Annotated in this window: 14 protein-coding genes; 3 read left to right on the top strand and 11 right to left on the bottom strand. The window is 47.6% G+C overall.

Annotated features, from left to right (window positions below):
- Positions 1-89 precede the first annotated feature (89 nt).
- Positions 90-497 carry a hypothetical protein gene (locus IEY13_RS18440; protein WP_188954837.1) on the top strand — a complete coding sequence of 136 codons (408 nt, stop codon included), beginning with the start codon at positions 90-92 and terminating at the stop codon, positions 495-497.
- 60 nt (positions 498-557) lie between these two features.
- Here the strand turns inward: IEY13_RS18440 and IEY13_RS18435 are convergent, their stop codons facing one another.
- On the bottom strand, positions 558-980 hold the full coding sequence (locus IEY13_RS18435; protein WP_188954835.1) for an OsmC family protein: 423 nt from the start codon (positions 978-980) through the stop codon (positions 558-560).
- Between the two features lie 117 nt (positions 981-1,097).
- Between IEY13_RS18435 and IEY13_RS18430 the strand changes: the two genes are divergently transcribed.
- Complete coding sequence (locus tag IEY13_RS18430; RefSeq protein ID WP_188954833.1) at positions 1,098-2,453, top strand: hypothetical protein; 1,356 nt, start codon at positions 1,098-1,100, stop codon at positions 2,451-2,453.
- Between the two features lie 59 nt (positions 2,454-2,512).
- Here the strand turns inward: IEY13_RS18430 and IEY13_RS18425 are convergent, their stop codons facing one another.
- Positions 2,513-3,016 (bottom strand): DUF2004 domain-containing protein, encoded by a 504-nt coding sequence (locus tag IEY13_RS18425; protein ID WP_188954831.1) that lies wholly within the window; start codon positions 3,014-3,016, stop codon positions 2,513-2,515.
- Positions 3,017-3,066: 50 nt separating this feature from the next.
- On the bottom strand, positions 3,067-4,701 hold the full coding sequence (locus IEY13_RS18420; RefSeq protein WP_188954829.1) for an NADP-dependent glyceraldehyde-3-phosphate dehydrogenase: 1,635 nt from the start codon (positions 4,699-4,701) through the stop codon (positions 3,067-3,069).
- A 231-nt stretch (positions 4,702-4,932) separates the two neighbouring features.
- Between IEY13_RS18420 and IEY13_RS18415 the strand changes: the two genes are divergently transcribed.
- On the top strand, positions 4,933-6,363 hold the full coding sequence (locus IEY13_RS18415) for a phytoene desaturase family protein (protein ID WP_188954827.1): 1,431 nt from the start codon (positions 4,933-4,935) through the stop codon (positions 6,361-6,363).
- A 30-nt stretch (positions 6,364-6,393) separates the two neighbouring features.
- Here the strand turns inward: IEY13_RS18415 and IEY13_RS18410 are convergent, their stop codons facing one another.
- The 8 genes from IEY13_RS18410 to kdpB form a co-directional block, all read right to left on the bottom strand.
- Entirely contained in the window at positions 6,394-7,188 is a 795-nt protein-coding gene (locus tag IEY13_RS18410; RefSeq protein ID WP_188954825.1) for a sulfite exporter TauE/SafE family protein, read from the bottom strand.
- Between the two features lie 66 nt (positions 7,189-7,254).
- Complete coding sequence (locus IEY13_RS18405; protein ID WP_146831235.1) at positions 7,255-7,863, bottom strand: Crp/Fnr family transcriptional regulator; 609 nt, start codon at positions 7,861-7,863, stop codon at positions 7,255-7,257.
- A 25-nt stretch (positions 7,864-7,888) separates the two neighbouring features.
- Positions 7,889-9,610: a HAMP domain-containing sensor histidine kinase gene (locus IEY13_RS18400; protein WP_188954823.1), complete on the bottom strand. Its 1,722-nt coding sequence runs from the start codon at positions 9,608-9,610 to the stop codon at positions 7,889-7,891.
- Positions 9,610-10,731, bottom strand: a complete 1,122-nt coding sequence (locus IEY13_RS18395) for a universal stress protein (protein ID WP_188954821.1) — start codon at positions 10,729-10,731, stop codon at positions 9,610-9,612. The genes IEY13_RS18400 and IEY13_RS18395 overlap by 1 nt, the downstream gene beginning before the upstream one ends.
- Positions 10,732-10,776: 45 nt before the next feature.
- Entirely contained in the window at positions 10,777-11,379 is a 603-nt protein-coding gene (locus IEY13_RS18390) for an N-acetyltransferase (protein WP_188954819.1), read from the bottom strand.
- Positions 11,380-11,430: 51 nt separating this feature from the next.
- The gene (locus IEY13_RS18385; protein ID WP_188954817.1) at positions 11,431-12,777 is read right to left on the bottom strand and encodes an outer membrane beta-barrel protein; all 1,347 of its coding nucleotides are present in this window, start codon (positions 12,775-12,777) and stop codon (positions 11,431-11,433) included.
- Between the two features lie 10 nt (positions 12,778-12,787).
- Positions 12,788-13,342, bottom strand: a complete 555-nt coding sequence (locus tag IEY13_RS18380) for a K(+)-transporting ATPase subunit C (RefSeq protein WP_188954815.1) — start codon at positions 13,340-13,342, stop codon at positions 12,788-12,790.
- 19 nt (positions 13,343-13,361) lie between these two features.
- Positions 13,362-15,419 (bottom strand): potassium-transporting ATPase subunit KdpB, encoded by a 2,058-nt coding sequence (gene kdpB, locus IEY13_RS18375; RefSeq protein ID WP_188954813.1) that lies wholly within the window; start codon positions 15,417-15,419, stop codon positions 13,362-13,364.
- Between the last annotated feature and the right edge of the window lie 20 nt (positions 15,420-15,439).

Below are 15,439 nucleotides of genomic sequence, written 5' to 3'. Positions count from 1 at the left end.
ACCTGTTTTGGGGTGAAAATAGGCAATAATCCTTATATTGCCTGCTTATACATTCCCCGTCTGCAACTATGTACCTAAAAAAACGGCCAGTGAGAAAATTAAGCGCAATTGCCACAGGTATGTGCCTGTTTGCAGCCTGTTCTAAAGAAGAGGAGGGCATATCTGGCATAGACAAGTTTTACGAAACGGTAACCGGCAAATGGCAGGTGGTATATCAGGGGCAGTTTAACAGCACCGACAGCACCCGCGATACCATTGCGGGCACACCGGCAGATTTTATGGAATTCCGCAAAACCGATACGGTATACTCGCAAACTGTATTACCGGTACCTTCCCCTGCACTTTATAGCATACTGAATGTGCGCCGCTTTCTGGTAAATGGCGATACCATATACAACCGTTCTGAAACGGATGGAATATTACAGCTGTATACCCGTGCACCACTTACTGATACCAGTTATACAGAGTGGTGGGTGGAACTGAAAAAAGCGCCATAAACTAAAAAGGCTGCCCCGTAATGGAGGCAGCCTTTTTCCTGCATAGCAGGTACAGTTGAACTATTGGTAAATAACGTTCAGTGAAATGGGAGTTGCGGCCAGTGCTTTGGAAATAGGACAGTTTTCTTTGGCGCCGTTGGCAAATTCCAGAAACTGCTCTTCAGAAACACCGTCAATTTTAGCTGCTTTCAGGTCCAGTACAATGCTGGTGATTTTTAATGTGGCGGGATCCAGCTCAACAGTTGCTTTTGTATCCAGATCGTTAGCGGTAATGCCTTTATCTGACAGGAAAGCGCTTAATGCCATAGTAAAACAACCTGCGTGCGATGCGCCCAGTAATTCTTCGGGGTTAGTGCCTACACCTTCTGCAAAACGGGCGTTGAAAGAATACTGTGTATTGCTTAATACAGTGCTTTGGGTTGAGATTTCGCCTTTACCTTCTTTCAGGTTACCGTTCCAGTGGGCGCTTGCTGTTCTTTTCATAAAGTTTGATTTTTAGATTGGAATGTTTATTTGTGTTTGTTTGATACTGTAAAGTTGGGCCAGAAATTACAGAATAATTTTAACCTGGGTTAATAAATTGTTTTAAAATGTATTTTCATGTTTATGAGATTTATGTTTATACAAAAGTTATTTACCGCTGGTGCAGTTACCATGCTTGCCGCTACGCTACACACCGCTGCACAGGAAACGCCGAAGAAGCCGGAATTGCTAAAGGATGGAAAGATATGGCTGAATGAAGATGGCAGCAACTATTTTAAGTTTACGCTGGTTAGCCAGGTATGGATACGCAATACCGATATGAACCCCGGCAGTACCATTAACGGATATGAGAAAAAGAATTTTACCGATATAGGTATCCGCCGCGCCCGTATGCAGGCGTTTGGGCAGATAGCGGACAGGGTGTTTATTTATACCCAGTTTGGGATGAATAATTTCAATTATAGTTCTGACAGAAAAGCCGGCTTTTTTATTCATGATATTACCGGTGAGTACGAGGTGGCAAAGCAGAAACTATCGCTGGGTACGGGTTTGACGGCATGGAACGGACTGGTACGTTTTGCGGCCCCTTCTGTAGGTAGCATTATGGGGCTGGATGCGCCGTTGTTTGAGCAAACCACCAACGATGTAACAGACCAGTTTTTAAGAAAGCTGAGTGTATACGCCAAAGGTAAGCTGGGCAAACTGGACTACCGCGTGGTATTAAGCAGCCCCATGAACCCGCTTAAAGCCAATGGCTACTCGCCGGCTATCGGCCCTAATTCCAGCTTTTCGCCCATGCCGCCCAAAATGCAGACGCATGGCTACCTGCAATGGCAGTTTCTGGACCAGGAAGCCAATACCACCGCTTATGCCACCGGCACTTACCTGGGCACTAAGCGTGTGTTGAATATAGGGGCCGGGTTTCAGTACCAGCCTGATGCTATGTGGCATAGCCCCGCAGCAGGTGATACCGTAACTACTGCCATGAAACATTTTGCGGCAGATATTTATTATGATGCGCCGCTGAATAAACAAACCGGTACGGCGCTGAACGCTTATGCCGCACTGATTCATTTTAACCATGGCCCCGGTTACTTACGCAACCAGGCTACTATGAACCCGGCAACGGGTACAAATAATACCACGCTTATCAATGGTTCGGGCAATGGGTATCCTTCTTTTGGAACCGGTAATCTGTTGTACCTGCAGGTGGGGTATAAGTTTAAAAATAACCTGATAGGTACCAGCACACTAATGCCTTACGCAAGTTTACAACATGCGGCGTACGAGCGGTTGGATAAGGCTATGAACTACTGGGATGCGGGTGTTAACTGGCTGCTGAAAGGGCATACCTCTAAACTCACATTCAGTTATCAGAACAGACCTGTGTATAACCAGCAAGGGGCGGGAGATGCCACGCTTACCACACATAAAGGAAGTTATGTGTTACAATACCAGGTGTTTTTAAACTAAAAACAAAAAGCGTAAATAAAAAACCGGGCAACCCTGTAAATGATTGCCCGGTTTTATTATTAATAATTCTCTACAGAAACTTCTACTATTGCCTGCTGCGTATTCAGTGTAAAAGCCAGCAGATAATCGGTAAAATCTGTACCAATTGTATAATCAAAAAACGCAAACCTTTCCGCATCTTCCGGAAAAAAGGCTATTCTTTTTAAACGAAGGGCAGCAAGCAGCTGCTGATCGCGCGAGGTGTTTTCGGTGCTGGAAACTGATGCAAGTACTGCATTCAGTTTTTCTTCATTGGCAGAATCCAGTGCTTTAGACAGGAATTCTTTGGTAACCGTTCCACTGGCATAATCAAGCAGTACATGTGCTCTGAGCGATTGCGTTATTTCCGGCAGTTTTTCCAGAAAGTTTTTAACAAAGGTTACTTCCGCCTCACCGATACTGGTTTCGTCAAAGTTCATATCCATACTCACAGTAGCTCCATCCACTTCTACTTGTGCATCGTACCAGTTTTCCAGATCGTCCAGATTAATCTCGTTAAAAATAGGGAGTTTGAATGGTCGCATATCAGAGACTGTTTTTTTACTTTCCAGTAAAAATAATCTCTGAATTGATGTTAAAAAATAAAATCGGTACTCAAAAAGCCGGAATTATGGTTTTTAACAATCTCATTGATCAGTTTTTTATTCGCATCATTCATTTTGGTAGTTACCAGCGACCGTATAGAAAACGCCCGCAGGGCATCTGCAATAGACAGGGTACCCTCGGCACTATCCTTACGGCCGGTAAACGGAAACGCATCGGGGCCACGCTGGCTAAGGCTATTGATGTTTACCCGGCTTACCAGATTTACAAACGGATCTATAAGGGAGGCCACTTCTTCCGCATCATTGCTGAAAATGCTTACCTGCATGCCGTGGGAGGAATTGATCTGATAGTCGATCGGCTCCTGAATAGATTCAAATGGCACCACGGGCAGTACCGGGCCAAACTGCTCTTCGTGGTAAAGTTTCATTTTGGGGTTAACGGGATACACTACTGCCGGAAAAACGAACGATCCGGCGGTAGCGCCACCATTTTCGTTCACCACACGTGCGCCGTTGGCTTCTGCATCCCGTATGCATTCCTGTAAATAAGCAGGTTTATCCGGCTCGGTTACCGGGGTTATCTGCACACCGGCTTCCCAGGGCATACCGTATTTAAGGTTGTTTACGGCCTGGCTAAGCAGTTGTGTAAATGCTTCAGCCACGCTTTTGTGTACAAAAATGATTTTGATAGCGGTGCAACGCTGACCGTTAAAGGATAGAGACCCCAGCACACACTCGCTTACGGCCACCTTCAGGTCGGCATGTTGCGTTACAATAGCCGCGTTTTTGGCATCCAGGCTTAACACGGCACGCAGGCGGTTGATTTTGGGGTGGCGCTTTTTCAAATCATTGGCCACTTTGCTGGAGCCGATAAAAGCCAGCACATCTACCTTACCGCTTTGCATAACGGGTGGGGTAATAACCGCACCACGGCCGTAGATGGTATTTACCACACCTTTGGGGAAAGACTCCTGAAAGGCTTTCAGCAGATAAGAGTGTAGCAGTACGCCATGTTTGGGTGCTTTAAACAGAATGGTGTTGCCCATAATAAGGGCTGGTATAAGGGTGGTGAACGTTTCATTGAGGGGATAGTTAAACGGCCCCATAGAAAGCACCACCCCCAGGGGCGAGCGGCGTATCTGCGCCACCACGCCTTCTTTTATTTCAAAGCGGGAACTCTGGCGGTCGGTTTCCTTTAACGCATCAATAGTGGCGTTGATATATTCCACGGTACGGTCAAACTCTTTGGTAGAGTCTGCGTAAGATTTAGCAATTTCCCACATCAGCAGTTTTACCACCTGTTCGCGCTGCTGCACCATGCGGTACACAAAGTTTTCCATGCAGGCAATACGGTCCTTTACACTCATGGTAGGCCATTCACCCTGGCCGTTGTTATAAGCGGCTACGGCGGCATCCAGCGCTTCCATGGCTTCCTTTTCGGTACCCAGTGGGTAGCTGCCCAGCAGTTTCTTTTTCAGTTGGCCGTTCTGCTTAATATATAAAGGAGAATATACTTCTGTAACGGGGCCATCCCAGGTTTTAATTTCTCCGCCTACCAGGTATTCTCGCTGGTGCAACGGTTGTACCCTGAATTGTTCGGGAATATTGCTTTCTTCCACAAAATGCGATTCCAGCGTGCCGGTAAAATTTGCTGTTGTGCTCATAGTAATGTTTGATTTTGATAAGGTCTGATCCTGGATTTCTGCAACGGGGAATGTTAAGTTACTGCTTTGTTGGATGAAATGAAAGTGCTAAGGTATTGGCAAGGGGGCCGGGCGGCAATGGACAAACAGTTGCAATGATTGTATATTTTATAGAAACCAGCGTGAACCGGCGGTACAGCGTTTTTGTTGAGGAAGCGGCAGCTTGTTATATTTTTATGAACTGTATAGTATATGGAAAAACGCGATTACGATGCGGTGGTAGTAGGGGCGGGGCCAAACGGGCTGTCGGCAGCTATTGCCTTGCAGCAGGCAGGCTTATCGGTATTGTTGCTGGAAGGAAAAGCCACCATAGGCGGTGGTATGCGCTCTGAAGCGCTTACCCTGCCCGGATTTATACACGATGTTTGTTCTGCCGTGCATCCGCTGGCTGCCGTTTCGCCTTTCTTTTCCACGCTGCCGCTACACCAACACGGGCTGGAGTTTATATATCCTGAAGTAGCCGCCGCACATCCTTTTGATAACGGCAGTGCAGCAGCGTTGTACAGTTCTGTGGAAGTTACCGCCGCGCAAAGTACCCGGGATACAGCAGCCTATACAAAACTGATGCAGCCGCTGTTGCAAAACTGGCAGCAGTTGCTGCCGGAAATGCTGGGGCCGCTAAAGCTGCCACCTTCGCCGGCTATGATGCGTTTTGGTTTGAATGCCCTGAAAAACGCAACTTCTGTGGCTGGTAAGCATTTTAAAACACCAGTAATGCGGGGGCTGTTTGCAGGTATGGCGGCGCATAGTATGCAACCGTTATCGCACGCCGGTACGGCAGCTGTGGGGCTGGCGTTGCTACTTTCCGGCCATGCCGCAGGCTGGCCGGTACCCAAGGGCGGCGCGCAGCAGCTGGCCAATGCGCTGGCTACCTGTTTTACGGCCATGGGCGGTACTATTGAAACGGGGGTGATGGTGCAGTCGCTGCAACAGCTACCATCTGCCCACGCTGTATTGCTGGATGTTACCCCGGCGCAGCTGCTGCGTATTGCCGGGCACCAGCTGAGTGCTTTTTACCGCTGGCAGCTGCACCGTTATAAATATGGCATGGGCGTGTTTAAGATAGACTGGGCCATTGAAGGGGAGGTGCCGTTTACCAATGAAATATGCCGGCAGGCAGGAACCGTACACCTGGGTAATACCCTGGAGGAAATTGCCTTGTCGGAACATGCGGTATGGAAGGGGCGTACCAGCCGGGAACCTTTTGTATTGCTTTCGCAGCCCGGTGTTATGGATAGCAGCCGTGCACCCGAAGGCAAACAGGCCATATGGGGCTACTGCCATGTACCGGGCGGCTCCCGGGAAGATATGACTGCCGCCATTGAAGCACAGGTAGAGCGGTTTGCACCCGGCTTTCAGGAGCGTATTCTGCAACGGCATGTAATGGATACAGCGGCTATGGAAGCGTATAATCCTAATTATATAGGTGGGGATATTAATGGCGGGGTACAAAGCCTTGACCAGTTGTTTACCCGCCCGGTCCTGCGGTATTCTCCTTACCGTACTTCAAAAAAAGGGCTGTATCTCTGTTCGTCTTCTACACCGCCCGGTGGGGGCGTACATGGCATGTGCGGCTATTACGCTGCACAAAGGGCGTTAAAAGATCTATTTTCTAAAAGGTAATAAGTGTGCCCTAAGCAGCTTGTGTAATACCTACCAGATAAACCGTATAATAATAAAAAAGCCCATGCACAGCACAAACCAGCCAAAAGTCTGGCGCAGTGCATTGTCTTTAATAAAACGGTTAAAATAGGTGCCTGCCAGAATACCTATGATGGTAAAAGCAGAAAATAAGAACAGAAAACCGGTATTGAGGGGTACGTGCCGGGTAAGATCGCCCATAACACCCAGCAGAGAGCTGAGGGTCATAATCATCAGAGAGGTACCTACTGCTTTTTTTACCGGCAGCCGGGCAAACATTACCAGCGAGGGGATGATTAAAAAGCCACCACCTACACCTACAAACCCGGTAATAGCGCCTACCAGGATGCTCTGGCCAACCAGCAAAGGTTTGTTGGGGGTAAAGTTTTCATTATCGTTTTCATCTGTGTTTTTGCGGCGTATCATGGCTACGGCGGTGCCAATCATCAGCAGGGCAAAAACTACCATCAGCAATTCAGACTTTATCAGATCGTGTTTGCCAATAAAACAAAGATGTTTGGGTATGGAAGGCATTACCCATTTACGCATAATAAAAACGGTAATGAGAGAAGGTATGCCAAATAACAGGGCTATGTTAAATATGATATTGCCGTTACGGTAATAGCGGAAAGCGCCCACGGCGCTGGTAAGGCCTACTATGCAAAGGGAGTAAGTAGTGGCCAGTATAGGGTCTATACCGAAAAAAAATACCAGAATGGGTACTGTTAATATAGAACCGCCGCCTCCGATAAGCCCTAACGATAATCCTACGCCAATAGCCGAAACATATCCTAAAATGGGAAGCATGCTGGTTCTTTTCTTTCTGTTACGGCCAAAAATAGAGAAGCTGCCTCCAAAGAAGTGTGACTTTTGTTACATAGCGGGAGTTAGTATTACCCGGTTACGGCCCAGTAGTATTTTCCCCTTCTTTTCCAGCTGTTTCAGCAGGCGCGAAATTACCTCCCGGGTGGTACCCAGCTCTTCGGCAATCTGCTGGTGGGTAATGTTGAAATCATTACTTTGGTACACTTCCTGCTTTTTCTTCAGCAGGTTCATAATACGGTCGTCCAGCTGCTCAAAAGCAATGGCATTAATTACCGTTAACAGCTCTTCAAAACGGATATGGTATAACCGGAAAATGAAGTTGGCCCATTCCGGATAGGCGGTAATCCACTCCTTTGCTTTGTTAATGGGGATGAACAGAATTTCCGCATCTTCCTCCACCATCGCCCTTACCTTACAGGTATCTTCATGTAAGCCGGATAAAAAGGAGGTAATACAGCTTTGGCCGGGTTTGAGGTAGTACAGCAGAATTTCGCGGCCTTCTTCTTCCGTACGCATAATGCGCACACTGCCGCTTACGAGTATAAAAATTGAATGGATATAACTGTTTTCCCGCAGCACCAACGACCCTGCCGTCATCGTCTTCCTCGTGCCCACCTCTTCCATTTCCTGTAATAGCGCAGGAGAAAAATTGTTCATGGCAACAAATGTAAGGGATTAACCCTTATGCCTTTGACAGCAAAAAGTAAAAGTTACTGCCCGATCCTATTTCCGAATCTACCCCGATACTGCCGCCCTGAGCCTCAATAAATTCCTTGCAAATGGCCAGGCCCAGCCCGGTACCCGCCCGGCTGCTGCCCGGCACCTGAAAATAACGGTCGAATATGCGGTCTTTATAGCGCGCATCAATGCCTTTTCCCTGGTCTTTTACCGAAAAAACTACCTGCTGCCCATCGGGGTTTACCTCAATGGTAATCTGGCTTTTTTCCGGCGAGTAGCGGATGGCGTTGGTTAGAAAGTTGGTAAGCACCCAGGCGGTTTTTTCCTCATCGGCTTTTACAAGGGGTAGCAGTTTATCTTCTTTTACCTCCAGGGCAATCTGCTTCAGATCGGCCTGTACTTTTACGGCGTCTACTGCGTACCTGATAATTTTATGGGGGTTGCTTTGTTGTATAGACAGTTGAATGTTACCGGTTTCTACCTGCGACAGGTTCAGCAATTCGCCGGTAATGGATAGCAGGCGGTTGCTATCGTCCTTAATACCATCCAGCAGTTGCTGTTGCGATTCGTTAATGCCACCTTCTTTTTCTAATAGCTGTACTCCTAACTTAATAGATGAGATAGGCGTTTTCAGCTCGTGCGATACGGTGGCTATGAAATTGGTTTTGGCAAAATCCAGTTCTTTAAACGGCGTAATATTTTTGAGTACAATTACATGGCCCAGGTGTTTTTTACCGGTTTCGCCGGTGGGGGTAATGCTTATGGTAACAATATCCTCTTCAAAATAGCTTTCCTTGCCATCTGCAAAAATCTTAATGGGCCTTGCTTTGGCGGAGTTTTGTTTAGGCTCCATCAGTTCGCGTATCAGGGTGCGGATAAGATCGTTGGTTACGGCAATATCCTGCGCCTGCTGGCCTATCAGTTTTTCCCGCTGCATACCGCTGATGCGTATGGCCTCTTCATTGGCAAACAGTATTTTCTTGTTCTCATCCAGCCCTATTACCGGGTCGTGCATGTTGTTAATAAGGGTTTCAATGCGCTTTTTTTCTACCAGCAGTTCAGACAAATTGCTGTTGTTGTATTCCTGTAGTTTTTCGGCCATGGTGTTAAAGGAGCTGGCCAGTTCGCCAAACTCATCATGCTGCGAAAGATGCACCCGCTGGTTGTAGTTTTTATTGGCAATCTGCTGTATACTGGCGGTTAAGGCTTTTACCGGGTTGGCTATATTACCCGGCAGGTTTACCAGCAGTACAAAAGCAATGATAAAACAGAGTGTACCGGCAGTGGCAATCCACAAATTGCCATTACCCGCCGTTGCCTGTGCTATCTGGGTTTTGCGCTGTATGGCCTGCATGTTCAGCGTCATAATCAGCGAAATATCTCTGCGCATCAGTGCCGGAAGTGTGGCTGAAGCCGTATTGGTACGAAACTGCATATAATGCGCTTCCAGCTTTTGCGTGGCTTCTTTTTCTCCTGTTTCGGTTACATTCACTTTCTGCAGCTGCAGGTTCTGCTCAAACTCGCTCAGTGCCATGGGCGACTGCTGTATCTCATCCAGCGCCAGCATCATTTTACGGGTATACTCCAGTGTATTGTAGTTAGATACCAGAATGTTTTCGGTATCGTTTTTCAGCCGGTTAATATAGGCGCTGCTAACAATAGCCAATACCAGTATCAGCAGAAACAGCAATCCAACCCCCAGGGTTAATTTGGTTTTGATGCGCATCAGGAAAATATTACAAGATCAATATCGTTTGAAGATAGCTTTTTCAGTATTTGGTTGAACACACTGGTGCTAAGTATCACCTGAAACAGGTTCAGGTGAGGCTTGCCAATACAGATAGTAGTTATTTCGCGCTTTTCGGCAATCTCTATAATGCCCTTGCCAATTTTAGCATGTTTAATACGTATCACTTCTGCACCCAGCTCCGTTGCCAGTTTAAAATTATTAATTAAATGCCGTTGTGAGGCCAAACCTATTTTATCCATTTCCTCGCCTGGCGTTTGCACATACAGCAAAAACCATTTGCTGCGGTAGTAGGCGGCCAGCCGCGCGGTTTTGCGTATTACCTTTTTAGCCACCTCGTGGTTACTGCTTATGCAGGCCATAAAACGCTCGTTACGCAGGTGAATGCTGCGGGGCAGTTCGGTTTCAATTTTGCGTTCTACCTGGTTGGCTACTTCTTTCAGCGCCAGCTCGCGCAGCTGTAGTATCTTTTCGGGCTGGAAGAAGTTTTTCAGGGATACGGCTACTTTATCCGGTGTATAAATTTTGCCTTCTTTCAGGCGGGTAACCAGTTCGTCTGCGGTAAGGTCTATGTTTACCACTTCATCGGCCTGTTGTAATACACTATCCGGCACCCGTTCGCTGATGGCTATGCCGGTAATGTTTTTAATTTCTTCCTGCAGGCTTTCCAGGTGTTGTATGTTTACGGCGCTGATAACATTAATGCCTTCATTCAGTATCTGCAACACATCCTGCCATCTTTTTTCGTTGCGGCTGCCTTCTATATTGGTATGGGCCAGTTCATCTATAATCACCACCTCCGGGTGTAAACTAATTACGGCGTTTACATCCAGCTCGTCCAGCTCTTTGCCTTTATAAAACAGCTGGCGGCGGGGTATTACGGGCAGGCCTTCCAGCAGGGCATGGGTTTCGGCCCGGTTATGGGTTTCTATATAGCCAATTTTTACATCCACCCCGTTGCGCAGCAGCGCTCTGGCTTCCTGCAGCATGCGGTAGGTTTTACCTACCCCGGGGCTCATGCCTATGTATATTTTAAACTTACCGCGGCGCGATTGGCGGATGAGCTTTAAAAAGTGTTCGGCATTTTTGTCTTTATCCATATACAAGGTGGTTGGGAAAATGAATGGGTGGAGATAGAGGGCAGGCTACAGCAGCAGTTGCTTTTCGTGAATAGTGAAGTTAGTGCATATTTCAGGCTGCGGGGTAACATTGGCCGGGGTGTACAGCATGGCGGTACACAAACAGTTTTTAAAGCCTTTGCTTACCAGCGTCTGGTAATTGATGCAGCTCTGGCAGCCCTGCCAGAAGGCCGGATCGTGCGAAATTTCGTTAAAAGTAACCGGCTCAAAACCGAAGCGGAGGTTCATTTTCATAATAGGCAGGCCGGTGGTAATGCTGAACAGTTTTGCCTGTGGATACAATTGGCGGGAGAGGCGGAATATTTTGGTTTTAATAGTTCTGGCTACGCCCAGGCCACGGAAAGGAGGAGATACAATAAGGCCGGAGTTGGATACAAATTCGCCGTTTGACCATACTTCTATATAAGAAAAGCCTACCCATATATTATCGCGGGTAAGGGCTATTACTGCTTTCCCTTCCCGCATTTTGCGGATGATAGATTCGGGCGAGCGTTTGGATATACCGGTGCCGCGTGCTTTGGCAGAGCTTTCCATTTCATCAGTAATCTGCAATGCGTATATGGCATCTGCTTCGGTGGCTACGCGGACTATAATCGGGTCAGTTTTCATTTGTGTTGTTTGAAAGAAGGGTGGGGCCGCTGAAAGCCCCACCGGATTGGGTTATAAACGGAAGTTTACTGCCACTATAACTCTGTTTTCAGATTTGCGTAAATCAGCTTTCCACGTAGGATCTATAGGATCTGTGTTAAAACCGGTTTGCGACGTAGTGCCGCCAGGGCCTGCGAAATAAGGAATATTGGCATTCCGGTGCAGGTACTCAAAACGGAAGGTAACGTGGTCGTTAGGCATTACATCAAACGTGGTGCTCAGCTGCATCGCCCTCAGATCTTTACCATCTGCAATAGCGGTTTCGTAATCGTTGGGTATAGCGCCGGATACTGCAGGGCTGAAGGCCAGGTAACCGCCGGGGTTGGTAATAACATCGCCCCGTACTGTCCAGGCCAGTTTATTGTTGTTAAACCATAAACGGTGCGCCAGTGAGGTACCCGCCATATAGTTGTTTTTGGCCTTTACACCTTCGCCGGATTGAAAGCCATAGTGGGTGTTAAGGCTGAAAGCTGCCTGTGAAATGCCTTTGCCGTTTGCCTTGCTTTTATAGTAGCGGGCAACAATGCTGTTGTCGTGGTGAAAGCGGCGTACTTTAGATAATTCCGTGGTGCCGCTTTTGCTGTCGTTACCGTAATAGAAGTTGGCTACCAGTTGCAGGTTTTCGTTGGGGCGCCAGTAGTTGGAGTTACCAATGCCTACGTTCCTGCTCCAGCTGTTATAGCTTTGCCAGCCGTTTAACAGCCATAACTCTGTTTTATAGTTTTTGGTAGGGTACCATTGTGCGCGTGCGCCCTGGAAATAGAAGGGAGTAAAATCACACACCATACTTCTCTGGTAACTCCAGTTTTCCTGCAGTACATAGCTTTCCAGGCCAATGTAACTCATAAAAATGCCCATCTCCACATTCAGGCCGTAGTTCACATTAAAGTGGTAACCGGCTGCTGCCTCACGTATAAATTTCAGGTTGCCCGTGCCGGTGTTGCGGCCGCGTGCTACAGAACCATCCGCTTCCTGCACCACATGCGTCATGCTTCCGGTTTGCAGCCATAAACGGCCGATTACGTTTTTGTAATTGCTTTCAATACCAATGCTGGCCTGGTTAAGGGTAAACTCATTGCTGCGGCCGGTGGCGGCAGAAATGGTTTGTGTGTTGTCTTTAGGGCGGGCAAAGTTGTAGTTAAAATAGCCATCTACCAATGCCACACCGGTAAGAATGGTTTCACCGTTTTTGTCTGTAACAGTCAACGGGAAGTTCTTCTGACGGTTTTGTCCGTTAATCCAGGTAAGATCCATGCCATCAAAAGGAATTTTAGGTTTCACAGCGTCTTGTCCAAAAGTGTAAGTGCTTATGCAAACACTTAGCCCGAGTGCGAATGCACCCGCCATTTTCTTTTTCATTTACGGTTGTTTATTTGATTTGATCCAATGCAATGTTCAGTTTAAGTACGTTTATCTTCTGTGGGCCCAGTAAGGGTTTTTCAGTATGTTCTGTAATCAGCTGTTGCAGTATTTGCGCATCTATCTTACGCAGGTTACTGATGCGTTGTACCTGCACAGCAGCGCTGGCTGGTGAAATATCGGGGTCCAGCCCGCTGCCGGATGCGGTTACCATTTCTGCAGGAATCTGTTCCCGCGTTACGCCGGGGTTATGTACCAGAAACGTATCAATTCTTTCCTGTACGGTTTTCAGGTAATCGGCGTTGGAAGGGCCTTTGTTGCTGCCTGCACTGCCGGCGGCGTTATAACCCACGGCAGAAGGGCGGCCCTGAAAATAATCATCGCGGGTAAAGGATTGCCCCACATTGGCGTAACCCACTACCTTGCCGTTTACAGAAAGGGTTTCGCCTTTGCCCTGGCCCGGTGCAAAGCGGGCAATGCCGGATACTAACAGGGGATAAGCTACCGCACACAACACAATCATTACAAGGGTAAGCTTTACAGAAGGTATGATATATTTAAGCATATAATTATTATTTACAGTATTACATAAAAAAGGCCAGCAGCAGATCAATCAGCTTAATGCCTATAAAAGGCACTACTACACCACCCAGCCCATAGATAAAAAGGTTTCTCCGCAGCAGGGCGCTGGCACCAATGGGCTTGTAGGCTACACCTTTCAATGCCAGTGGAATTAATATGGGTATAATGATGGCGTTGAAAATAACGGCTGAAAGAATGGCGCTTTCCGGGCTTTTCAGGTGCATAATGTTCAGCCCCTGTAAGGCCGGTATAGAAGTGATGAACAGCGCGGGTACAATAGCGAAGTACTTGGCCACATCATTCGCAATGGAAAAGGTGGTAAGTGTACCGCGGGTCATCAGCAGCTGTTTGCCTATCTCTACAATTTCAATCAGCTTGGTAGGGTCGTTGTCCAGGTCTACCATGTTACCGGCTTCTTTGGCTGCCTGGGTACCGCTGTTCATGGCTACACCAACATCGGCCTGTGCCAGTGCGGGTGCATCGTTAGTGCCATCGCCCATCATAGCTACCAGCTTGCCACTTTCCTGCTCCTGTTTAATGTAGCGCATTTTATCCTCGGGTTTGGCTTCGGCAATAAAATCATCCACCCCTGCTTTTTCGGCAATGAATCTGGCGGTAAGCGGGTTATCGCCGGTTACCATTACGGTTTTTACACCCATCCGGCGCAGCCTTTCAAAGCGCTCACGAATGCCGGGTTTAATAATATCCTGCAGCTCTATTACCCCATATACCTGCTCGTTATGGCTTACCACCAGTGGGGTACCGCCATTGGAGGATATGGCTTTAATGCGTTCTTCGGTTTCCGAAGGGAAGAGGTTACCGGCTTTGGTTACCAGGTTTTTAATAGCATCAAAAGCACCTTTGCGTATGCGGTTGCCATCTATATCTATACCACTGCTACGGGTTTCTGCGGTAAAGGCAATAAAGCGGGCATGTTCTTTTTTTACATAGCGGTTGCTTACGCCTTGTGTATGGGCCAGTTCTATAATAGACTTCCCTTCCGGCGTTTCATCGGCCAGGGAGGCCATTACGCAGGAGGTGATAAATGCCTGTTCGTTTACACCGGTGGCTGGCCAGAAATGGGTGGCCTTGCGGTTACCTATGGTAATGGTACCGGTTTTATCCAGCAGCAGTGTATCCAGGTCGCCCGCTGTTTCTACGGCCTTACCACTTTTGGTAATTACGTTGGCGCGCAGGGCACGGTCCATACCGGCAATACCAATGGCGCTTAACAATCCGCCGATGGTGGTGGGTATCAGACATACAAACAAGGATACAAAGGCCGCGATGGTAATAGGGGTGTTAACAAAATCGCCAAAGGGTTTTAAAGTAACGCATACGATAATGAATACCAGGGTAAAGCTGGCCAGCAGAATGGTGAGTGCAATTTCATTGGGCGTTTTCTGGCGGCTGGCACCTTCTACCAGGGCAATCATTTTATCCAGAAAGCTTTCGCCGGGTTCGGTGGTAACGCGTACTTTAATAAAATCGCTCAGTACTTTGGTGCCGCCGGTTACGGATGATTTATCGCCACCTGCCTCCCGTATTACCGGTGCAGATTCGCCGGTAATAGCACTTTCGTCAATAGTAGCCAGCCCTTCTATAATCTCCCCATCCATAGGAATGATGTCACCAGCTTCACATACAAATATGTCGCCTTTGGCCAGTTGAGAGGAGGATACCACTTTAATTTCATCCGTACGTATTTCGCCAACGGCAAATACTTTTTTAGCGGGTGTATCTTCCCGTGTTTTACGCAGGCTTTGTGCCTGTGCCTTGCCTCTGGCTTCTGCAATGGCTTCGGCAAAGTTGGCAAACAGCAGGGTAATAAACAGTACCAGAAACACGGCCAGGTTGTAACCGGCACTGCCCTGTGTTGTATCGCCTGTTGCGTACGTATAAATGGTTACTGCCAGCATAATAGCAGTACCTATTTCTACCGTAAACATAACCGGGTTGCGGAACATGATACGGGGATTGAGTTTTACAAAGCTCTGTTGCAGGGCCTCTTCAACCAGGGCGCCATCAAACAGTTTATTGCGGGATGTATTGTCAGACATATATTTCGTTATATGATGTG

Origin of the sequence: Filimonas zeae, from assembly GCF_014641615.1 — a bacterium.
In the GTDB taxonomy this organism is placed as follows: domain Bacteria; phylum Bacteroidota; class Bacteroidia; order Chitinophagales; family Chitinophagaceae; genus Filimonas; species Filimonas zeae.
This window is presented reverse-complemented; position numbering and strand designations above follow the sequence as displayed.